This is a genomic window from Streptomyces sp. CC0208 (assembly GCF_003443735.1).
In the GTDB taxonomy this organism is placed as follows: domain Bacteria; phylum Actinomycetota; class Actinomycetes; order Streptomycetales; family Streptomycetaceae; genus Streptomyces; species Streptomyces sviceus.
The window spans coordinates 4,707,353-4,725,924 of the sequence record NZ_CP031969.1 but is presented as its reverse complement, the minus strand read 5'-3'; the positions used below and the strand labels follow the sequence as shown (position 1 = coordinate 4,725,924).

The 18,572-nt window shown below is 71.9% G+C and carries 19 protein-coding genes, 2 tRNA genes and 1 riboswitch; of the genes, 6 read left to right on the top strand and 15 right to left on the bottom strand.

Annotated elements, in window-relative coordinates:
• Window positions 1-169 precede the first annotated feature (169 nt).
• Window positions 170-2,257: an asparagine synthase-related protein gene (locus tag D1369_RS21675; protein ID WP_118082575.1), complete on the bottom strand. Its 2,088-nt coding sequence runs from the start codon at window positions 2,255-2,257 to the stop codon at window positions 170-172.
• Between the two features lie 683 nt (window positions 2,258-2,940).
• Here D1369_RS21675 and D1369_RS21670 point away from each other — a divergent pair.
• From D1369_RS21670 to D1369_RS21655, 4 genes are all read left to right on the top strand, one after another.
• The gene (locus tag D1369_RS21670) at window positions 2,941-4,365 is read left to right on the top strand and encodes a hypothetical protein (protein ID WP_007383054.1); all 1,425 of its coding nucleotides are present in this window, start codon (window positions 2,941-2,943) and stop codon (window positions 4,363-4,365) included.
• A 73-nt stretch (window positions 4,366-4,438) separates the two neighbouring features.
• Window positions 4,439-5,659, top strand: coding sequence for an L-2-hydroxyglutarate oxidase (lhgO, locus tag D1369_RS21665; protein WP_037900665.1), 1,221 nt, complete (start codon window positions 4,439-4,441; stop codon window positions 5,657-5,659).
• Window positions 5,660-6,267: 608 nt separating this feature from the next.
• The gene (gene trmB, locus D1369_RS21660) at window positions 6,268-7,149 is read left to right on the top strand and encodes a tRNA (guanosine(46)-N7)-methyltransferase TrmB (RefSeq protein WP_007383056.1); all 882 of its coding nucleotides are present in this window, start codon (window positions 6,268-6,270) and stop codon (window positions 7,147-7,149) included.
• Between the two features lie 50 nt (window positions 7,150-7,199).
• The gene (locus D1369_RS21655) at window positions 7,200-8,588 is read left to right on the top strand and encodes a PrsW family intramembrane metalloprotease (protein WP_007383057.1); all 1,389 of its coding nucleotides are present in this window, start codon (window positions 7,200-7,202) and stop codon (window positions 8,586-8,588) included.
• A gap of 16 nt (window positions 8,589-8,604) precedes the next feature.
• Here the strand turns inward: D1369_RS21655 and D1369_RS21650 are convergent, their stop codons facing one another.
• The 5 genes from D1369_RS21650 to D1369_RS21630 form a co-directional block, all read right to left on the bottom strand.
• Window positions 8,605-9,549 carry an aldo/keto reductase gene (locus D1369_RS21650; protein WP_007383058.1) on the bottom strand — a complete coding sequence of 315 codons (945 nt, stop codon included), beginning with the start codon at window positions 9,547-9,549 and terminating at the stop codon, window positions 8,605-8,607.
• A 112-nt stretch (window positions 9,550-9,661) separates the two neighbouring features.
• Window positions 9,662-10,687: a M23 family metallopeptidase gene (locus tag D1369_RS21645; protein WP_007383059.1), complete on the bottom strand. Its 1,026-nt coding sequence runs from the start codon at window positions 10,685-10,687 to the stop codon at window positions 9,662-9,664.
• Window positions 10,688-10,698: 11 nt separating this feature from the next.
• Window positions 10,699-10,856: riboswitch (cyclic di-AMP (ydaO/yuaA leader) on the bottom strand.
• A 317-nt stretch (window positions 10,857-11,173) separates the two neighbouring features.
• Window positions 11,174-11,247, bottom strand: a tRNA-Met gene (locus tag D1369_RS21640).
• Between the two features lie 122 nt (window positions 11,248-11,369).
• Complete coding sequence (gene ribA / locus D1369_RS21635) at window positions 11,370-12,011, bottom strand: GTP cyclohydrolase II (protein ID WP_037900671.1); 642 nt, start codon at window positions 12,009-12,011, stop codon at window positions 11,370-11,372.
• 121 nt (window positions 12,012-12,132) lie between these two features.
• The gene (locus tag D1369_RS21630) at window positions 12,133-12,642 is read right to left on the bottom strand and encodes a MarR family transcriptional regulator (protein ID WP_037900674.1); all 510 of its coding nucleotides are present in this window, start codon (window positions 12,640-12,642) and stop codon (window positions 12,133-12,135) included.
• A 116-nt stretch (window positions 12,643-12,758) separates the two neighbouring features.
• Here D1369_RS21630 and D1369_RS21625 point away from each other — a divergent pair, with 116 nt between their 5' ends.
• Window positions 12,759-13,886: a dihydrofolate reductase family protein gene (locus D1369_RS21625; protein ID WP_007383062.1), complete on the top strand. Its 1,128-nt coding sequence runs from the start codon at window positions 12,759-12,761 to the stop codon at window positions 13,884-13,886.
• Between the two features lie 135 nt (window positions 13,887-14,021).
• Here the strand turns inward: D1369_RS21625 and D1369_RS21620 are convergent, their stop codons facing one another.
• The 8 genes from D1369_RS21620 to D1369_RS21590 form a co-directional block, all read right to left on the bottom strand.
• Complete coding sequence (locus D1369_RS21620; protein WP_037903429.1) at window positions 14,022-14,270, bottom strand: hypothetical protein; 249 nt, start codon at window positions 14,268-14,270, stop codon at window positions 14,022-14,024.
• 10 nt (window positions 14,271-14,280) lie between these two features.
• On the bottom strand, window positions 14,281-14,931 hold the full coding sequence (locus tag D1369_RS21615) for a DUF5994 family protein (RefSeq protein ID WP_007383064.1): 651 nt from the start codon (window positions 14,929-14,931) through the stop codon (window positions 14,281-14,283).
• A gap of 54 nt (window positions 14,932-14,985) precedes the next feature.
• On the bottom strand, window positions 14,986-15,333 hold the full coding sequence (locus D1369_RS21610) for a hypothetical protein (RefSeq protein ID WP_007383065.1): 348 nt from the start codon (window positions 15,331-15,333) through the stop codon (window positions 14,986-14,988).
• The gene (locus D1369_RS21605; RefSeq protein ID WP_007383066.1) at window positions 15,330-15,521 is read right to left on the bottom strand and encodes a CsbD family protein; all 192 of its coding nucleotides are present in this window, start codon (window positions 15,519-15,521) and stop codon (window positions 15,330-15,332) included. Before D1369_RS21605 ends, D1369_RS21610 begins: the two co-directional genes overlap by 4 nt.
• A gap of 191 nt (window positions 15,522-15,712) precedes the next feature.
• The gene (locus D1369_RS21600) at window positions 15,713-16,237 is read right to left on the bottom strand and encodes a DUF5994 family protein (protein WP_050789718.1); all 525 of its coding nucleotides are present in this window, start codon (window positions 16,235-16,237) and stop codon (window positions 15,713-15,715) included.
• A gap of 155 nt (window positions 16,238-16,392) precedes the next feature.
• Window positions 16,393-16,644: a hypothetical protein gene (locus D1369_RS21595; protein ID WP_007383068.1), complete on the bottom strand. Its 252-nt coding sequence runs from the start codon at window positions 16,642-16,644 to the stop codon at window positions 16,393-16,395.
• A 367-nt stretch (window positions 16,645-17,011) separates the two neighbouring features.
• Window positions 17,012-17,182, bottom strand: coding sequence for a hypothetical protein (locus D1369_RS43030; RefSeq protein WP_162951029.1), 171 nt, complete (start codon window positions 17,180-17,182; stop codon window positions 17,012-17,014).
• A gap of 48 nt (window positions 17,183-17,230) precedes the next feature.
• The gene (locus D1369_RS21590; protein WP_037900677.1) at window positions 17,231-17,587 is read right to left on the bottom strand and encodes a PRC-barrel domain-containing protein; all 357 of its coding nucleotides are present in this window, start codon (window positions 17,585-17,587) and stop codon (window positions 17,231-17,233) included.
• A gap of 329 nt (window positions 17,588-17,916) precedes the next feature.
• On the opposite strand from D1369_RS21590, the gene D1369_RS21585 reads away from it, so the two are divergent.
• Complete coding sequence (locus D1369_RS21585; RefSeq protein WP_037900679.1) at window positions 17,917-18,390, top strand: Asp23/Gls24 family envelope stress response protein; 474 nt, start codon at window positions 17,917-17,919, stop codon at window positions 18,388-18,390.
• Between the two features lie 82 nt (window positions 18,391-18,472).
• Here D1369_RS21585 and D1369_RS21580 read toward each other — a convergent pair.
• Window positions 18,473-18,545: transfer RNA gene (locus tag D1369_RS21580), tRNA-Lys, on the bottom strand.
• Between the last annotated feature and the right edge of the window lie 27 nt (window positions 18,546-18,572).

Below are 18,572 nucleotides of genomic sequence, written 5' to 3'. Positions count from 1 at the left end.
CCGAGCCGCCGGACCGAGGACGGATACCCCCCACCCCGGCCCCGACCCACAACACACCGCACGCGCTACACCCGCCCCCACCGGGGCCGCACAGGCCGCCGCAGGCATCAGGGGCGCGGGGAACTGCGCAAAAACGCCCGCCCCCACCACACCCGCACAAGACACCCGCTCAACCGCCGGAGGCCCCCGCTCCCAACGCCCCCCGCCGCGGCCGAATCCCCGCCGGCACCGCCCGCGCGCGTGCCGGCGTCCCCGTCCAGCACGTCCCCCGGCGGGCCAGCAGCCGTCCCAGCCACAGTTCCAGCGAGACCAGGTCCGCCAGCCCGTCCAACGGCAGCGGCTCGCCCTCCGCCGCCGCACGGAGCGCCTTGCGGACCACCCGGGCCTCCACCAGCCCCGCCTGCGCCAGCAACGGCGTGCCGAACAGGGACATCAGGGAGTCCGCCGCCACCCGCAGCCCCGTACGGGTCGCCGCGGCCGAGGAGGCGTGGGACGGGGCACCCCAGCCCGGCGGAAGCTCGGAGACGCCGGCGCCCTCCAGAACCGTACGGAGGATCTCCGCACGGGCCCCGGGCCGGACCCGCAGCGCCTCGGGGAGGGCACGGCAGGCACGCACCACCTGGTTGTCCAGGAACGGCGCGTGCAGCCGCTGGGAGCGGATCTCCACGGCCTGCTCCAGGACGCGCAGATCCGACGCGTGACGCGCGAGCGCCGCACGCGCGCGGAAGTCACCGGGATGCTGCCCGGGACCGACCCCGGAACGATGCGTGGCCCCCTGGAGGCGAACCGATACTTCAGCGAGCGCCTCTCCCGTCAGCCACCGCGCCGCGGGCCCGGGTCTGGCCCAGGTGAGCGCGGCGAGAGACGCCCCCACCGCACCCCCGGGCTCTTCGAACCGCCGCTGCATGAGCCGTTCGGCCAGCACCTCAAGACCGACCCGGTACGGCGTACGGGCCAGCCGCCGCGCGGCGCCGTACACGCGCGCGGGGACGAGCACGGAACCGTCCGCCTTGGTCAGGGCGGCCACCGGCCGGACCAGATGACGCCGCTTGCGGTCCATCAGCAAATCCGCGAGGCGCGCCGGATGCGCGTCCAGCACCTGCCGGGCCCCGTAGCCCGTGAAGTGGTCGGCGCTGCCCGCGGCGAGCCGCGCCCGGTGCCGCGCCGCCGTCACCAGACAGGGTCCGGGTTCGTCCGTCAGGGGCCCGTCCAGCTCGGCGTACGGAAGCGTTTCCTCGCCGCCGGTCACGACCACGTGGTGCAGCCGCGGATTGGCCGCGAGCGTTCCCGCCCGCTCCAGTTCGGCCTCCCGGCCGCCCACGGCGAGGTCGTTGAAGGTGACCGCGAGCAGCCGCTCACCGGCCCCGGTGCCGTGTCCGAGGACGGTCCCCGGCATCCCCGGCAGCCCGGCGGCCAGCAGGGCGAGCGTCCCCGACGCGGGCCCCCCGGACAGGTCGGCCCCGATCCCGGGCACCGGCATCCCGCGCGCGGCACGCCGTGCGGCGGGTCCCATGCCGGGCACCGGGCCGGGGTCGATGTCGGGCACGTGCCGGGGCGCGGACAGCCGGGCGCGCACCGCGTCGACGAGCGCGTCGCGCACCCCGTCCACCGCACTGTCCGCGTCGGCGGTGGGCGCGGCGACCGCGAGGGAGGCGACGGGGTCGTAGCCGGCGATCTCGCGGGCGCCGTTGCGCAGGATCAGCGCGTGCCCCGGCGGAATGCGCCGTACGCCCTCGTAGGGCGTGGAGTCGTGGAGCGCGGCCGGTACGTCGGGGGCGGCGAGCAGCGCCGCGAGGTGCCCGAAGTCGAGGTTGGCCTCGATGAGGTCGGCGAGGGGCAGGGCCGCGGTCGCGTAGGCCGTGCCGCCGGCCCAGGGCGTGTAGAACACCGGCCGGGCGCCCGCCAGATCGCCGCCCACGGTGATCCGGCGGCCCACCTGGACCACCGCCGTGTACGCCCCCGACCAGGCCGTCAGATGCCGAAGTGCCCCTCCGCGTGCGGCGAGCAGCCCGACCCGCAGTTGTTCGTCGGAGGCTCCGCAGGTGCCGAGGACCGCGATCCGGGTCTGCGCGTCGACCGTGACCACGCGCACCTCGTCGGGCCGCCAGTCGCCGACCGCCCACAGCGGATCAGGGTCACCCCACAGGAGGTGGGACCCCACCGGGTGCACGGTCTCGCCGTCGTTTCCGGTCGCCCCCGCCGCACCGATCTGGGACACGCCCGCGGCGGTGCTGCTCCATCCCACCAACCACCGCATCGACGCCTCCACAGGCTGTGGACAACCAGTGCACCGTTCGAACCGGTCACCATGCTGCCATGAAGGAAGCATGCCGGAGGGCCGGTGGAGCCTGTTGAGATGCGGGGAACGCACCCCTGGGGACACCCGCGTACGCCTGCGAACACCCGTGTGAGGCAAGGGATGTGCGACGCGAATGCGCCCCCGATACGCTCCCCAAAAACGCCCAACGCGCCCTCAACTGCCATGGTAGGAGGGCTGATCACCCACGAAGACGGGGGTCGGTTTTCGGCCAAATCGGCGACATGGGGGCAGGCTCGCGCACGCTCCGTGCACAGTCCGCGCGCCGCACCACAGGCGCGCAGCCCGGGAGACGCCACTTCGCCCCCCGGGCCGTTCCGCCGCCCGCGGGGATGTAGGCGGCGGTGTCCCCCAGCCCACTGGATCCAGTACAGCGGGCCGACCCACGCATCATCCATGGAAGCGCTCCCCCGGTGGCCGGAGAAGAGCGCACGCACGGGCGCACGGCCACACAACAGGAGCACGACGCAACTGCGCGTATCGGACCCGCACTTCAGTACGGACCACAATCCCGCCATCCGGAACAATGCCCCTTAACGCTTGGGATGCGGCGAACTACGCTGGGTTTACGAATGCCGCGTGGTTATGCCAGCGCGGCAGCCGTCTGTGTCGAGGGGTGGCGCATGTCCAGGGAGCAACGCGGGCCGAACGAAAAACTCGGCGCCGTTCTCGCCCTCGCGGGAATCAGCAACGCAGGACTCGCGCGTCGCGTCAACGATCTTGGCGCTCAACGCGGGTTGACTCTTCGCTACGACAAGACGTCGGTGGCGCGCTGGGTGTCGAAGGGGATGGTTCCGCAGGGTGCGGCGCCGCACCTCATCGCGGCCGCCATCGGCCAGAAGCTCGGCCGACCGGTGCCGCTCCACGAGATCGGCCTGGCGGACGCGGATCCCGCGCCGGAGGTGGGCCTCGCCTTCCCCAGGGACGTCGGACAGGCCGTCAGGTCGGCCACCGAGCTCTACCGCCTGGACCTCGCAGGGCGCCGGTCCGGCGCGGGCGGCATCTGGCAGTCCCTCGCCGGTTCCTTCGCAGTGAGCGCATACGCAACGCCCGCCTCGCGGTGGCTGATAACCCCGGCCGACAGCTCGGTCGCGCGCGAAGTGAACCACTCCGAGGGCTCCGGCGCACCGCTCAAAGTCGGCCACAGCGATGTGCAGAAGCTGCGGGAGGCCGCCGAGGACGCCAGGCGCTGGGACTCCAAGTACGGAGGCGGCGACTGGCGTTCGTCCATGGTGCCGGAGTGCTTACGAGTGGAGGCGGCACCGCTGCTGCTCGGCGCGTACTCCGACGAGGTGGGCCGCGCCCTGTTCGGCGCCTCCGCCGAACTCACCCGGCTCGCGGGCTGGATGGCCTTCGACACCGGCCAGCAGGAAGCGGCGCAGCGGTACTACATCCAGGCGCTGCGGCTGGCACGCGCGGCCGCCGACGTCCCCCTCGGCGGCTATGTGCTGGCGTCGATGTCGTTGCAGGCGACCTACCGGGGCTTCGGTGACGAGGGCGTCGATCTCGCGCAGGCCGCGCTGGAGCGCAACCGGGGGCTGGCGACCGCCCGCACCATGAGCTTCTTCCGGCTCGTCGAGGCGCGGGCACACGCGCGTGCGGGTGACGCCGCCGCGGCCGGAGCGGCGCTCAAGGCGGCCGAGGGGTGGCTGGAGCGGTCCCGGGAGGGGGACAACGATCCGTCCTGGCTCGGCTTCTACTCGTACGACCGCTTCGCCGCCGACGCGGCCGAGTGCTACCGCGATCTGAAGGCACCGCGTCAGGTCCGCCGCTTCACGGAGCAGGCGCTGTCACAGCCGACGGAGGAGTTCGTACGCTCGCACGGGCTGCGGCTCGTCGTCTCCGCGGTCGCCGAGCTCGAGTCGGGCAACCTCGACGCGGCGTGCGAGCAGGGCGTGCGGGCGGTGGAGGTCGCGGGGCGCATCTCCTCGGCCCGTACCACCGAGTACGTGAAGGACCTGCTGCACCGGCTGGAGCCCTACGGGGACGAGCCCCGGGTGGTGGAGCTACGGGAGCGGGCCCGGCCGCTGCTGATGGCTCCGGCCTGAGCCCCGGACGGCGGCACCGCCCCCAGCGTTTGAAGTGACTGTCAGTGGTGCAGTGCACTATCGGGGGTGGGAGGTGGTGCAGGTGCTGTCCGGGATCGCTTACGACTGTGACGTGCTCGTGATCGGTGGGGGCATCGTCGGGTTGTCCACGGCGTACGCGATCACGCGCGGCGCGCCCGGCACTCGGGTCGTCGTGCTGGAGAAGGAGGCGGGGCCCGCCCGGCATCAGACCGGGCGGAACAGCGGGGTGATCCACAGCGGGATCTACTACAAGCCGGGGTCGCTCAAGGCGCGGTACGCGGTGCGGGGCGCCGCCGAGATGGTCAAGTTCTGCGCGGAGTACGGCATCGCTCACGCCGTCACCGGCAAGCTGATCGTCGCGACCGAGCGCAGCGAGCTGCCCCGGCTGCACGGCCTGGTGCAGCGCGGCCGGGAGAACGGCATTCCGGTGCGGGAACTGGGCGCCGCCCAGATCGCGGAGTACGAGCCCGAGGTGGAGGGGCTCGCCGCCATACACGTCGGGACGACCGGGGTGTGCGACTTCGTCGGGGTCGCGCGGCAGCTGGCCGAGGCGTCGGGCGCGGAGATCCGGTACGGCGCCGAGGTGCGCCGGATCGACCGGCGCCCGGAGCTCGGGGTCGCCGTGCTGACGAGCGCCGGAGACGTCGTACGGGCACGGGTGCTGGTGAACTGCGCCGGGCTGCACTGCGACGAGGTGGCGCGGCTGACCGGCGACGAGCCGGGGATGCGGATCGTGCCGTTCCGGGGCGAGTACTACACGCTGGCGCGGCCCGAGCTGGTGCGGGGCCTGGTGTATCCGGTGCCGGATCCGGCGTTTCCGTTCCTCGGGGTGCATCTCACCCGCGGGATCGACGGCGGGGTGCACATCGGGCCCAACGCGGTCCCGGCGCTGGCCCGGGAGGGGTACGACTGGAGAACCGTGCGGCCCCGGGAGCTGGGGGCCACGCTGGCCTGGCCGGGGTCCTGGCAGATAGCCCGGCGGCACTGGCGGTACGGCACGGGTGAGCTGCGGCGTTCGGTGTCCCGAAGAGCGTTCACCACGGCGGTGCGCAGGCTGCTGCCCGCTGTCACCCCGGATGACCTGGTGCCGTCGGCCGCCGGCGTGCGGGCCCAGGCCGTACTCCGGGACGGGACGCTGGTGGACGACTTCCTGATCCGTGAAGGACCGCGTGCGGTACACGTACTGAACGCACCCTCACCCGCGGCGACCGCTTCCCTGCCGATCGGACGGGAGGTGGCCCGACGGGCCCTGGAGGCACTGCGCTCGACATGAGGCGTACCCGTGCCGTCGCTCACCGGTGACAGCGCGGACGCGACACCCCGGACGCGGCTCTCCCGGTCGCAACGCACCAGAGGCAGCCAGTGCACGCGGCGTCACGGACGCGACACCCCGCGCCCAGCCCCCTCGGACACGACGGACGCAGCCCCGCACACGGCCACCCGGACGCGGCGGCCCAGACGCGGCGGCCCGGACAGGGCACCCCAGATCCGGCCACCCGAACGCGACGGCCGCGACAGGACCCCCGGATGGCGCAGCCCGAAAACGCGCCGGCCCCGGACAGGCCCCCAGACGCAGCCACCGCCCACGGCCTCCCGAACAAGACGACCCACATGCCGGCGGCCCGGGCACTACGAGGCAGGCCCCCGGACGTGCTCGCCCCGCACGCGTGCCGCCCGCACCCGACGGACCCAGCCGCCCCAGACACGACGCCCCAAGCGCCCATCACCCCGCACCCCGCACCCCGCACTCCACAGCCCAGCCGCCGCCACCCGCACGTACCGCCCCGACGCCCCCGACTCCCCCACCTCCACCCCCACCCAAGCCCCCCAAACATCCCTCGGCGGCCTCCTCCCCGAGGTCACCGTAAAATCGACCCCACTGTGTCTGACTTCCTCAACGCCCCCGAAGCCCCCCGGTCCCGGCCCACCACCCCCGGCGAGGCCGCTCGGCATGTGCCCGGTGTCCCTGTCCGGCACACCCGGGCCAAAGGGGAGCCGCGGTTTCCCGACGGGCCCAGTGCCGATCCCGCGGGGTCGCACTTCGAGCGGCGGATCCGGAGTTTTCAGCCCCGGCGGAGCCGGGTGACGGCGGGGCAGGCGGACGCGTTGCAGCGCCTGTGGCCCACGTGGGGCCTCGACATCGACGGGCAGCGCACGATCGACCTCGGCGAGCTGTTCGGAAACGACAACCCCGTCGTGCTGGAGATCGGGTTCGGGATGGGCGAGGCCACCGCGCAGATGGCCGCCGCGGCCCCCGACACCAACATCCTCGCCGTCGACGTGCACACTCCGGGGCAGGGCAACCTGCTCAACCTCGCCGAGCAGCAGAAGCTGTCCAACGTCCGGGTCGCCAACGGCGACGCCATCATCCTGCTGCGCGAGATGCTCACCAGGGACTCGCTCGACGGGCTGCGCGTCTACTTCCCCGACCCCTGGCCCAAGAAGCGGCACCACAAGCGGCGGCTGATCCAGGCGGAGTTCCTGGACCTGGCCGCGACCCGTCTGCGGCCCGGCGCGCTGGTGCACTGCGCGACCGACTGGGAGCCTTACGCGCAGCAGATGCTCGACGTACTCACCACGCATCCGGACTTCGAGAACACACAGGCAGGTGGCGGTTTCGCGGCGCGTCCCGACTTCCGGCCGCTGACCCGTTTCGAGGGGCAGGGACTGGAGAAGGGACATGTCGTGAACGACCTGCTGTTCCGCCGCGTACAGCACGGCGTCCGACCCGACCGACCCGACCAGTCCCCCACCGGCGCCTGAGCACCCGCCCCGCCTGCGGGCGGCGCCTCTGTCTCGTTAAGGTCGATGCTGTGGCCACCTGTCCCCCGTATCCGACGTACCCCGGTGACCCCACCGGTGGCACCGCGCTGCGGCATGCGCACTGGTGGCAGCGGAAATGGGTGCGCTACGGCGCGCTGATCACGCTCCTCGCACTGTCCGGCCTCGTCATCCTCGCCCTGGTCCGCCAGCAGACCGGCACCCAGGGGTTCCTGGTCGGACTCGGGCTCGCCGTCCTGCCCGTACCGCTGCTCATAGCCGCGTTCCGCTGGCTCGACCGGGTCGAACCCGGGCCCTGGCGCAATCTGCTGTTCGCCTTCGCCTGGGGCGCCTGCGCGGCCGCCCTGATAGCGATCATCGCCAACAGCTTCGCGACGAAGTGGATAGCGACGGCGACCGCCGACCCCTCCAGCGCGGACACCCTCGGCGCGACCGTGATAGCGCCGATCGTCGAGGAGTCGGCCAAGGCCGCCGCCGTTCTGCTCGTCTTCCTGTTCCGCAGACGGGACTTCACCGGGATCGTCGACGGCGTGGTGATAGCGGGGGTCACCGCCACCGGTTTCGCCTTCACCGAGAACATCCTCTACCTCGGCACCGCCTTCGGCACCGACCAGCTCAACGGCGACGGCGGCATCGCCTCCGTCACCGCCGCGACCTTCTTCGTGCGCGTGGTGATGTCACCGTTCGCGCATCCCCTGTTCACGGTCCTCACCGGCATCGGCTTCGGCATCTCCGCGCTGTCGGCGGAACGCCAGCACGTTCGGCGGGTTCTGGTCCCGCTGTCCGGGCTGTTGCTCGCCATGGGCATGCACGCGACGTGGAACGGCTCGTCGACCTTCGGGCAGTACGGGTTCTTCGCGGTGTACGCGATGTTCATGGTGCCGGCGTTCGCGCTGCTGACCTGGCTGGTCATCTGGACACGGCAGCGGGAGCTCAGGACCGTGCGCGAGGAGCTGCCTGCATACGCCGTCGCCGGGTGGCTGACGCCGACCGAGCCGTACGCGCTGGGCTCGATGCGGGCGCGGCGGGTGGCGAGGGACTACGCGCGGCGGCAGTTCGGCGGGCGGGCCGCGGCTCGGGCGGTCTCGCAGTACGAGGCGTACGCGACGTCCTTGGCGTTCCTACGACGTCGGGGCCGGCTCGGGCGGGCGAACGCGGACTTCGTCGTACGGGAGCGGGAGCTGCTGCACGAGCTGTGGCGGCGCCGCGAGGTGGCCCGCCCGGCGCTGGACCACGCGGCGCGGATGACAGCACCGCCGGTACCGGTGGCCGCACCGCCCTGGCCGGTGTACGGCGTGTACGGATACCCGGCCCACCCGGCTCACCCGGCTCACCCGGCCCAGCCGACGCACCCCATCCACCCGGTCCACCCGGTCCACCCGACGGTGCCGTACCCCGCCTACAACCCGTACCGCACGTAGACCGTGCGGCGGAGGGTCAGGCCGACGCCTCCGTCAGGCGGGCCAGCTCCTCCTCCGTCAGGGTCAGGTCCGCCACCCCGAGGAGCGCCGGCAGCTGTTCCACCGTGCGGGCGGAGGCGATCGGGGCCGCGACCGTGGGCTGGGCGGCGAGCCAGGCGAGGGCGACCGTGGCGACCGGGACCGTGTGGGCCTCGGCGATGTCGTCCAGGGCGGCGAGGACCTTCCGGCCGCGTTCGGTGTCCAGGTGCTTTCCGGCGCCCGCGGCCCGCGGACTGGCGACCGTCGCGCCCGGGCGGTACTTGCCGGTGAGGAACCCGGAGGCGAGGGCGTAGTACGGGACGGCTGACAGGCCCGCGCGGGCGGCCACCGACTCCAGCTCGCCCTCGTAGGTGTCGCGGGAGACCAGGTTGTAGTGGGGCTGGAGGGCGACATAGCGCGCCAGGCCCTCGCGGTCGGAGAAGGCGAGGGACTCCGAGAGCCGCGCGGCGGAGATGTTGGAGGCGCCGATCGCCCGCACCTTGCCCGCCTTCACCAGCTCGTCCAGCGCGCCGATGATCTCCTCGACCGGCACCTCGGTCTTGTCGAAGTGGGTGTAGTACAGGTCGATGCGGTCGGTGCCCAGGCGCTTCAGGGAGGCGTCGGCGGCGGCCTTGATGTTCGCCCCCGACAGGCCCGGGAACTGCGGGTGCTGGCTGACCTTCGTGGCGATGACGACGTCGTCGCGGTTGCCGCGGGCCGCCAGCCACTTGCCGATGACCGTCTCGGACTCGCCGCCGGAGTTTCCTTCGGCCCACGACGAGTACGAGTCGGCCGTGTCGACGAAGTTGCCGCCGGCCGCGGTGTACGCGTCGAGGACGGCGAAGGACGTGGCCTCGTCGGCGGTCCAGCCGAAGACGTTGCCGCCGAGGGTGAGCGGGAAGACCTCGAGGTCGGAGGAGCCGAGCTTGCGAAGAGAAGTCATGTCGTACGTCAACGCCCGTGCCGGGCGCCGGTCTTCCGCTACCGCCGCAAAGTCCTCGTAAACAAGCGGAATCAGTCGCTCCGGCGCACCGGCGGGAACCTCAGGGAGCGTCTCAGGGAGTGAGCCCCTTGCCGCGCAGCCACGACATCGGGTCGATCCCGTCGGCCGAGCCGCCCGGGTGGACCTCCAGGTGCAGGTGCGCGCCGGTCACGTTGCCGGTGGCGCCCACGCGGCCGATGACGTCACCGGTGCCGACCTTCTGGCCGACGCTGACGCTGATCGAGGACTGGTGGCAGAACCACAGCTCGGTGCCGTCGTCGAGGGTGAGGATCGTGCGGTAGCCGTAGGCGCCGGCCCAGCCGGCCTGGGTGATGGTGCCGCTGTGGATCGCCTTGATGAGCGTGCCCGTGGGGGCGGCGAAGTCGAGGCCCGTGTGGTAGCCGGAGGACCACAGCGAACCGGCCTGACCGAAGGTCCCCGTAATGGTGTACGACGAGGTCGGCAGCGTGTACTGCTTGGCGAGCTCGGCCAGGCGCGCGGCCTCGGCCTTCTTCGCGGCTGCCTCCTCCGCCTTCTTCTTCGCGGCGGTGGCCTTCTCCTGGGCCTCCTTCTCCGCCTTGGCGGCGGCCTCGTCGGCCTCCTTCTCGGCGGCGGCCGCGACGGCCTGGGCGGCCTTGGTGTCGAGCTGGCCCTGCTGCACCTCGGCCTGGGCCAGGATGCGCGAGCGCAGCGCCTCACCGGCGTCCGAGGTGCCCTTGGCGGTGTCGGCGGTGGTGGCGCCGACGCTGCTGAAGGCGCTCGTGTCGTCCGCGGCGGAGTCGGTGTCGTTCGAGATGAGCGAACTCACGGAGCCCAGGTCGGGCATGGAGATGGAGACCGGCGGCTTGCCGGTGTTGGCGCTGGCCATCCCGCCCGCGCTGACGGCGGCTATGACACCGACGCCCAGAACGGTGGAGCTACGGGCGAATCCTCCGCCACGCTGCTTGGCGACGCGATGCCGGCCTCGTACGGGGGCGAGGGAGTCCGCGGTCGGGTTCCACTCGCCGAGCGGGGCCTCGTCGTCGGCGCGGTAACCGCCGTACACGAGGGTGTCGCTGGGTACGTACGGCGCCTCGGGGGCAGGCGGGTTGGACGCCACGTGGGCGCGCTCCTTTCCTTCCTTCTCGCCTACCGGGTTAGCTGACGGGTTCGGAGCAGGAAGGTCTCCTACGCGCGTAAACCCGCCGTGCTGCCACGGCGGAGTACGAGCGATTCACCCCAAGTTGGTGGTTCCCCGGTTCCCTTGCGGAATTCGGCGCGTGAGCACGGAGCCGTCTCTTGTGACGGCTGGGACGACCGCGCTGCGTTATCGAACGTTAATAGACCCGGGTACCCGATTCCAAGCTGTTCCTCTTGATCATTAACGAAATCCCGGAGGACTTACGGCCCATGAACGGCGAAAAACGGGCGAGTTGACTCCACCTCAGGCGACACACAGGCATTGACGGTATGTCAGTTGTAATGCGGAGGGCGGTCAACCACTCACGCCGCGTCACGAAGGCCGCCGGGTGGCTTCCGGCTGGGGAAAACACTCAGGGCCGGAGTCCAGTGAACTGGACTCCGGCCCTGAGCCTTGAGCCTTGAGTAGCGGGGACAGGATTTGAACCTGCGACCTCTGGGTTATGAGCCCAGCGAGCTACCGAGCTGCTCCACCCCGCGTCGTTGTGTGACCAGCATACGTCATCCGCGAGGTGGTTCGCGCCAGGGTTGTCCCGGAGGAGTGAGCCCCGGCGGAGCTCAGTGACCGGCCTCGACCCTCGCCGTCACCGGAAGCGCCGCGCTCAGCCGACGCCGACTTCGCTCAACTCGCCCAGCGGCAGCGTGTGCTGGGTCTGCAGGACCTTCGCGCGCAGGTAGCGGACGTTGTGGGCGGTGGTGAAGACGCCGGTGGGGACCCGGTTGCCGACGTCGATGCCGAGGTCGCGCAACTGGCCCGCCTTGTCGGGGTTGTTGGAGAGCAGGTCGAGCTCGGCGATCCCGAGAGCCTGGAGCATCTGCGCGGCCGCCGTGTAGTCGCGGGCGTCCTCGGGCAGGCCCAGCGCGGCGTTCGCGGCATAGGTGTCGAGGCCCTGGTCCTGGAGGGCGTACGCGTCGAGCTTGTTGTAGAGGCCGATGCCGCGGCCCTCCTGGCGCAGGTAGAGCAGAACTCCGCCGCGCTCGGCTATGCGCTCGACCGCCTCGCGAAGCTGCGGGCCGCAGTCGCAGCGCGCGGAGCCGAAGACGTCACCGGTGAGGCACTCGGAGTGCAGCCGCACCAGCGGGACGGTGCCGGGCGCGGGGTCGCCGAGAACGAGGGCGAGGTGCTCCTGCCCGTCGACCAGGCCATGGAAGGTGACGAGCTCGGCGTCTACGCGGTAGCCGTCCCCGAAGCGCAGGGGGACGCGGACGCGGGAGCGCTGGGTGGCTGCGGGCAGGTCGGGCATGCGGGTACTCCGCTCCATGGACACGCCTGCTTCAGATTTGAAGCAGTTCTACTGATCGAGACCCTACCTCATGCTTTAAATTTGAAGCAACGGCTTTATGGCGCTCGTCACACGTGGTTGCTCAGGAACAGGGCGGGGTCGACCGCCGGCGCCACGGGAGCCCCTCGAAGGGCCCGTCCTCCCCCTGGAGTCCCGCGGTGACGCTGGTGAAGATCTCCTCCAGCTGCCCCACCTGCTCCGGGGTGAGCCGGTCGAAGAGCGCGGTGCGGACCGTCTCGACGTGCCCCGGCGCCGTCCGCTCCAGCACCGCCGTACCCTCGTCCGTGAGGACCGCGATGCTGCCGCGCTTGTCCGACTCGCAGCTCTCGCGCCGCACCAGCCCGTCCTTCTCCAGCCGGGCGACGGCGTACGTCAGCCGGGGCCGGGTGATCTTCAGCCTCTCGGCGAGCTCGGTCATCCGCAGCCGCCGCTCCGAGGTCTCGGAGAGGTTGGCGAGGATGGAGTAGTACAGGTGCGGCATGCCGGCCTCCTGCTGGAGCTGCCGGTCGATGGTGTCCTCCAGGAGGAGCGAGGCGGCGATGTAGGCGCGCCAGGCTCGCTGCTCGTCGGGGCTGAGCCAGCGGGTCGTCATGCTCCCAGTGTAGGTTTGCTTCAAACTTGAACCAAGTCGCCACTCCTGAAGCTCGCCGCCCCTGAAGCTCGCCGCCCCTGAAACTTCCGTACCCGTTTCCGAGAGGGACCGCCCCGATGCCCCACCCCTACGTCCTCCTCTCCGCCGCGGTCTCCCTCGACGGCTACCTCGACGACACCGGCCCCGACCGCCTCCTCCTGTCCGGCCCGGCCGACTTCGACCGTGTGGACGAGGTCCGCGCCTCGGTGGACGCGATCCTCGTGGGCGCCGGCACGATCCGGGCCGACAACCCCCGCCTGCTGGTGAACTCCGAGACGCGCCGCGCGGCCCGGGTCGCCGCCGGGAAACCGCCGTACCCCCTGAAGGTCACGGTCAGCGGCTCGGGCGAGCTGGACCCGGACGCGAACTTCTGGCACACCGGTGGCGACAAGCTGGTCTTCACGACGGACCAGGGCGCGCAGCGGGCCCGCGCGCTGGGCCTGGCGGCCGACGTGGTCTCCCTCGGCCCCGAACTCGACTGGCGCCGCCTGCTGGAGCATCTGCATGAGGAGCGCGGAGTGGAGCGGCTGATGGTGGAGGGCGGCGGACGGATCCACACCCAGCTCCTCCAGCAGGGCCTGGCGGACGAGGTGCAGCTCGTCCTGGCCCCCCTCTTCGTCGGCAGCCCCGAGGCCCCGCGCCTCTTCGGCCCCGGCGCGTACCAGTCCGGCCGGCTGCGCCTGGTGGAGACCCGCCGTATCGAGGACGTCGTCCTGATGCGCTACGAGCCCACCGCCCCCGGCACCGGCCTGGTCCCCGCCGGCGCGGACCACCACTGGCTCGCGCTGGCCTGCGAGTTGGCGACACGGTGCCCGCCTTCACAAACGGCGTTCAGCGTGGGCGCGGTGGTGGTGGCGGCCGACGGCACGGAGCTGGCGCGCGGCCACTCCCGGGAGGGCGACGACCCGGTCGTCCACGCGGAGGAGGCGGCGCTCGCGAAGATCGATCCGGCCGACCCCCGCCTGGCCACGGCCACCGTCTACACCAGCCTGGAACCCTGCACCCACCGCGCCTCCCGCCCGGCCCCCTGCGCCCGCCTGATCCTGGACGCGGGGGTGCGCCGGGTGGTGACCGCGTGGCGGGAGCCCGACACCTTCGTGGCGGGGGCCGACGGGACGGGGACGCTGACGGCGGCGGGGGTGGACGTGGTGGTGCTGGGCGAGCACGAGGAGCGGGCGAAGGCCCCTAACCGCCATCTGGCGTGACGAGGGTCCTCAGCCGAAGGCCGCCCCGGAAAACAACCCGGAAAACAAGGCGGGAGGGCGGTCCGTGCCCGGAGCGGGGGGGGGAGGACAGGGCGACCTCGCGGGACAGCGTGATCGGTGCGCGCGGGTACCGGTTCACGCGACCGGTCCGCCGCTCCTCGCACGGTCGTCGCGGTGGTCCCGTCGTTCGCCGACGGTCGGCGCCTCAGGCCGGTCCGGTCCCGTCGGGGGCTGCGGCGTGCCGCGTCCGCTGGGGTCCGGCCGGGCGGCGCCGTACCGGTGCACGGCGATTCTGTCGGCGTGCTGGAGGTTGAGCCGGTGGAGCACGTATGCCGCCACCGCGATGAGGACGATGAAAGCACCGGCCGTCAGGGAAGCATCCATGATGGCCACCTCACACTCCGACGACCAGGCGGTCGCAGGCGCCGCCCTCGTACTCCCATGCCTCGCCGGGATCCGGCGAGGTGTCGGTGACGGCGTACCGGGCCTCGTCCGCGGCGATGAGCGCGCTCGCGGTCAGGGGCGGGCCGTCAAGGTCGCACGCGGCAGCCATCAACCGGGCCGCCGACGCCGCCCCGGTCTCCGGAGGGATGACCAGCAGGTCCCAGCGCCCGGTGCCGTAGGAGAGCAGCAGCAGCTTGTGCGGGTCGATCTCCGGGGTGAACCAGCCGACCCTGACGACGTGTCCGTCCACGGGAACCTTGCGGGGGATGACGGGCCAGTGCTCCGGATTGACCGCGACGCGGGTGATGCGACCCCACAAGGGGCCCACCATGCTGGTCAGCGCGGGCAGTTCGCGCAGCAGATCCCGGGACCGGGGCCACCATGCGCCGTCCAGGAGGCCGCGGGCGGATCCGTCGGGCTTGAGCGCGAGACGCGGGGCCGGGGCGGAGACGGGCTCGAGGTGCGGCAGGGCTGGGTACAAGGTCGCCGACATGATGCGGACCCGTCTCCGGGCCGTCTCTGCGACGGCCCGGGTTTCATTTCTCGCCGAGAACGACCCGGCGTGGAAGCCGGTGTGCGAAGTGCCCTCGGTACCGTCCACACTACTCCGCGCTCCGCGGCAACGCGGAGCGCCGGCCGCCTGGATGTGGAACAGCTAGATATGGAGCAGTCGCTGGGTGATCTCCCGGTACTGCCTCAGCGCGAGCCGGAGTTCGTCGGACCGTGCCTCGGGATCCCGGCCCTGCCAGCCGGCGCGCAGGAGCCGGCGCCGTTCCGCGAGGGCGCTGACGAGCTGAGCGGTGGCTCCGTCGTAGGCGCTCTCGGCCTCTTCCAGCGCCTCCCGCGGCGCGTCGGCGAAGGTGTTGAGGGCGTGCCGCAGGCTCTGGAGAACCTTGCCCTGTCCGCCCGACGGGACCAGCGGCCTCGGGCCTGGCCTGCGACGCCCGGCGAAGACCCTGGCTCGGCCCGCGGGCTGCCGGGCGCGCGTCCGGTCGTCCGTCATCGGGGGTTGCCTCCGTTCCGCCGGAAGGCGCCCCTGGCCCTCTCGACGGCCTGCTTCAGGCTTCCGGACACGCGGTCGGCCCTGCCCCGGCGTTGCAGCCGCCTGTTGCGGGTGACCCGGCCGAGCTCCTCGGTGATCCTGCCCTTCATCGCCTGCGCGTGGTTCCTGGTGGTCCGTGAAACGGTCATGCCGACCTCGCTGTTGTCCGATGGCTGGGCCCTCGCCGGGCCGGGTGAGGCGGGTGGGCGGATTGCCTCGCCGTGTGTTCCGGGAGCCGCACGGCCCTGGGCCATGCGGCGGGCTCGTGTCGGGCCACGGTCCGTGCCGAGAGGCACCGTCGACGCGGTGCCCACGTGATCCGGAGCGGTGACACGGATGGTCACATCCCTAGGACCAGTCGGCCGGCCTGTGCGGTGTCGGCGTCGTACGACGAGGGGGTGGGCCCGGTCTGTTCCGCCGTCATGAGAGCGGTCGCGGTCGAGCGCTGGTCGGTGCCGGCACTCGCGGCCGCCATCAGCCGGGCGGCCGAGGGGGCGGCGGTCTCGGGGGGAATCACCAGGAGGTCCCAGCGGCCCGACGTTCCGGAAAGCAGCAGGATCTTGTGCGGATCCAGCTCCAGAGTGAACCAACCGACCTTCACCGTATGGCCGTTGACGAAAATCCTGGGCGGGATTACCGGCCAGTAGCGGGGGTTGACGGCGATACGGGTGATCCGTCCCCACAGCGGGTCCAGTACGTCGGCCAGCGTGGGGAGTTCGTGGGTCAGGTCACGTGAGCGGGGCCACCAGGCACCGTCCAGCTCGGCACGTTCTGGAGAAGCGTTCACGAGTTTGAGGGCGAGACGCGCGGTCGGTGCCCTGAAGGGCACGGCGCGCGGTGCGGGATGGTCGGTGGTCGCGGACATCGTGCGAACCCGTCCCCGGACCTCTGCGCGCAGGCAGTTGTCCGGTGTCGTCGCTCACCAGGAACGGCATCGGCGTCGGGGCCGGTGCGCGAAGTACTCCCGATGACCTCACGCTACTCCTCACCGAGGCCGAGCGGACGGTTCAGGAGGTCCCTTCACGTCCAGCCGTCGTCCTCGCCCGAGGAACGGCTGGTCTCGAGCCAGGAGCGGGCCGGTCCTGCCGCACGGGTGGTGTCCACGGTGAGCTCGAGGCGCGTTCCTCCCGCGCTGTCCGAGGGATAGCTGCGCTGTTCGGTGGCGGCGAAGCAGCGCCGGAGAACTTCCGCCACCCGGCGGGCGACCTCGGGTGAGTCGGCGACGATACGCACATCCGCCTGTCCGTCCGAGGGTGTTTCCTTGGGCTGCATGACGACCTCGTAGCTCCCCTGGGGCGCGGATCCGCGGACCGGATCTTCTTCACTCTACTCCGGCGTGCCCCGCGCTCTGCGCGTGCGACCAGCGGGTTTCCGGCCGCTGCGGGCCGTGGCGTAGGGAGGAACAAGGCTCTTACGCACCCGCGCGGGAGCCAGGCGAGTGCCATGGACGACCCCGGTTCCCCGTGGGTGACCCGGCTCCTGCCGGACTCCCTCCGCCGGGCTTCCCGCCTTGATCACCGCCCTCACCGAGTACCCGGGCCGGTCACGCGGGCCGGTCCGGATGCCGGAGCCCGGGACGCGCTGCCGACGTGGCTGGTCGCCGCTGTCCGACAGGCACGGTGACGGTGGGCGGCAGGCGCTATCGGATGGGGCGACGACGGGAGCGCTGGGACCAGCGCACGGCGGTGACGGCCAGCGCGGCCACGAAGACCACGATGCCGATGATCAGCAGATAGCCCAACCCGTCCGCTGCGACTCCGATGATTCCCAGTACGACAGCGACCAGAACGAGAAACAGCAAGAGAGCCATGACGCGAACCCCTCCCTCGGGCCCCGGGTGACGGGGCGACAACGACGGTCAGCGGCGCGCCAGTTGGCGCTCGCCGCCCGCGCCCGTCCGATAGGGAATGTCGTAGTGCTGGAAGATCGCTTCCTCCTGATCGGCGGGCAGTACGTCGTCCAGGCCGAGCGAGGGCGCCTTCTTCACCAGTGCCTTGGCATAGGAGACCCGGACGTAGTCGGGTCCGAGAGTCGCCTCGTCGAGTGGCACGAAGGTCAGCTGGTGGCGGGTGGGCAGACCGGTGCGGACCGTGGCCATGGCCGGTTCGTCGGTGGCGGTGTCGACGTAGACCGCTTCCAGTACGCCGATCTTGTGCCCCTCAGGGTCTACGACGCTGCAGTTGCGCCACTCGCGGATATCGGCTGCATGGATCACGGTCTGCCTCCTGAGCCGGCGGTCGGGGCGGTACGACCGCCCCAGCGGACAGTCGCCGCGCACTGACCCCGGTACCCCCCGTTCTCCCGGCCAATCCGGGCGCGCCGACGTCACACGCTGTCCGCGGCCCGGCATCGATGCTGTGTCCCGCTCCTGATCCTCGTCGCAGCGGAGGCGCCCACCGAACCCACTGCGGTGGGCCGTCGTGACTGAAGAGAAAACCCGTGTGCGCGCGCATGTCCGAGGCGACGCGCGGTACTCACCCACGTGAAGCCGGCCGACGGCACTCCGCGCCGGCACTCCGCGCACCGCCCGAGGAGGTGGCTCGCATGACGGAGCCGAACGGTTCAACTCTGCAGAGGCCCGGCGCGGACGAACCCCGCGCTCGCCTGGGCACTCAACTACCGGTGGCGTCGGAGCCCCGCGGCAAGACGACCATCGCGGACGGGGTGGTGGAGAAAATAGCCGGGATGGCCGCACGGGAGGTCCCCGGCGTCCACGCGCTGGGCGGTGGCTTCAGCCGCACCGTGGGAGCCATGCGGGACCGGGTACCAGGGGGCCAGCCGAGCGCGGGGCGCGGCGTGAAGGTCGAGGTCGGTGAGAAGCAGACCGCCATCGACCTTCAGGTCGTCGTGGAGTACGGGATGAGCATCGGCGACGTCACCGCGGACCTCCGGGAGAACGTGATCGCGGCCGTGGAACGGATGACGGGCCTGGAAGTCGTCGAGGTGAACATCGCGGTCAACGACGTCCACCTGCCCGACGAGGACACACCGGACACCGGCGAGGGGCGCGTGCAGTAGAGAAACGGGGCGTGTGCCCGTACCCGAAAACGAAGCGGCGCCCGACCCGACCGAAGCCGACCCGGGCGCCACCTGCCACCAGTAGGCCCTGTGGGACTCGAACCCACAACCAATGGATTAAAAGTCCACTGCTCTGCCAATTGAGCTAAGGGCCCAGGCGATGTTGCCTCCCCGAGCATAGC

Bases quoted from the DNA above. Each gene is read 5' to 3' on its own strand.
- D1369_RS21610 (WP_007383065.1), bottom strand. From the start codon at position 15,333: ATGACGGACGACCGGACGCGCGCCCGGCAGCCCGCGGGCCGAGCCAGG.
- D1369_RS21595 (WP_007383068.1), bottom strand. From the start codon at position 16,644: ATGCAGCCCAAGGAAACACCCTCGGACGGACAGGCGGATGTGCGTATC.
- D1369_RS43030 (WP_162951029.1), bottom strand. From the start codon at position 17,182: ATGGCTCTCTTGCTGTTTCTCGTTCTGGTCGCTGTCGTACTGGGAATC.
- D1369_RS21670 (WP_007383054.1), top strand. From the start codon at position 2,941: ATGTCCAGGGAGCAACGCGGGCCGAACGAAAAACTCGGCGCCGTTCTC.
- D1369_RS21650 (WP_007383058.1), bottom strand. From the start codon at position 9,549: ATGACTTCTCTTCGCAAGCTCGGCTCCTCCGACCTCGAGGTCTTCCCG.
- D1369_RS21625 (WP_007383062.1), top strand. From the start codon at position 12,759: ATGCCCCACCCCTACGTCCTCCTCTCCGCCGCGGTCTCCCTCGACGGC.
- D1369_RS21585 (WP_037900679.1), top strand. From the start codon at position 17,917: ATGACGGAGCCGAACGGTTCAACTCTGCAGAGGCCCGGCGCGGACGAA.
- D1369_RS21630 (WP_037900674.1), bottom strand. From the start codon at position 12,642: ATGACGACCCGCTGGCTCAGCCCCGACGAGCAGCGAGCCTGGCGCGCC.
- D1369_RS21620 (WP_037903429.1), bottom strand. From the start codon at position 14,270: ATGGATGCTTCCCTGACGGCCGGTGCTTTCATCGTCCTCATCGCGGTG.
- D1369_RS21605 (WP_007383066.1), bottom strand. From the start codon at position 15,521: ATGACCGTTTCACGGACCACCAGGAACCACGCGCAGGCGATGAAGGGC.
- ribA (WP_037900671.1), bottom strand. From the start codon at position 12,011: ATGCCCGACCTGCCCGCAGCCACCCAGCGCTCCCGCGTCCGCGTCCCC.
- D1369_RS21600 (WP_050789718.1), bottom strand. From the start codon at position 16,237: ATGTCCGCGACCACCGACCATCCCGCACCGCGCGCCGTGCCCTTCAGG.
- D1369_RS21675 (WP_118082575.1), bottom strand. From the start codon at position 2,257: ATGCGGTGGTTGGTGGGATGGAGCAGCACCGCCGCGGGCGTGTCCCAG.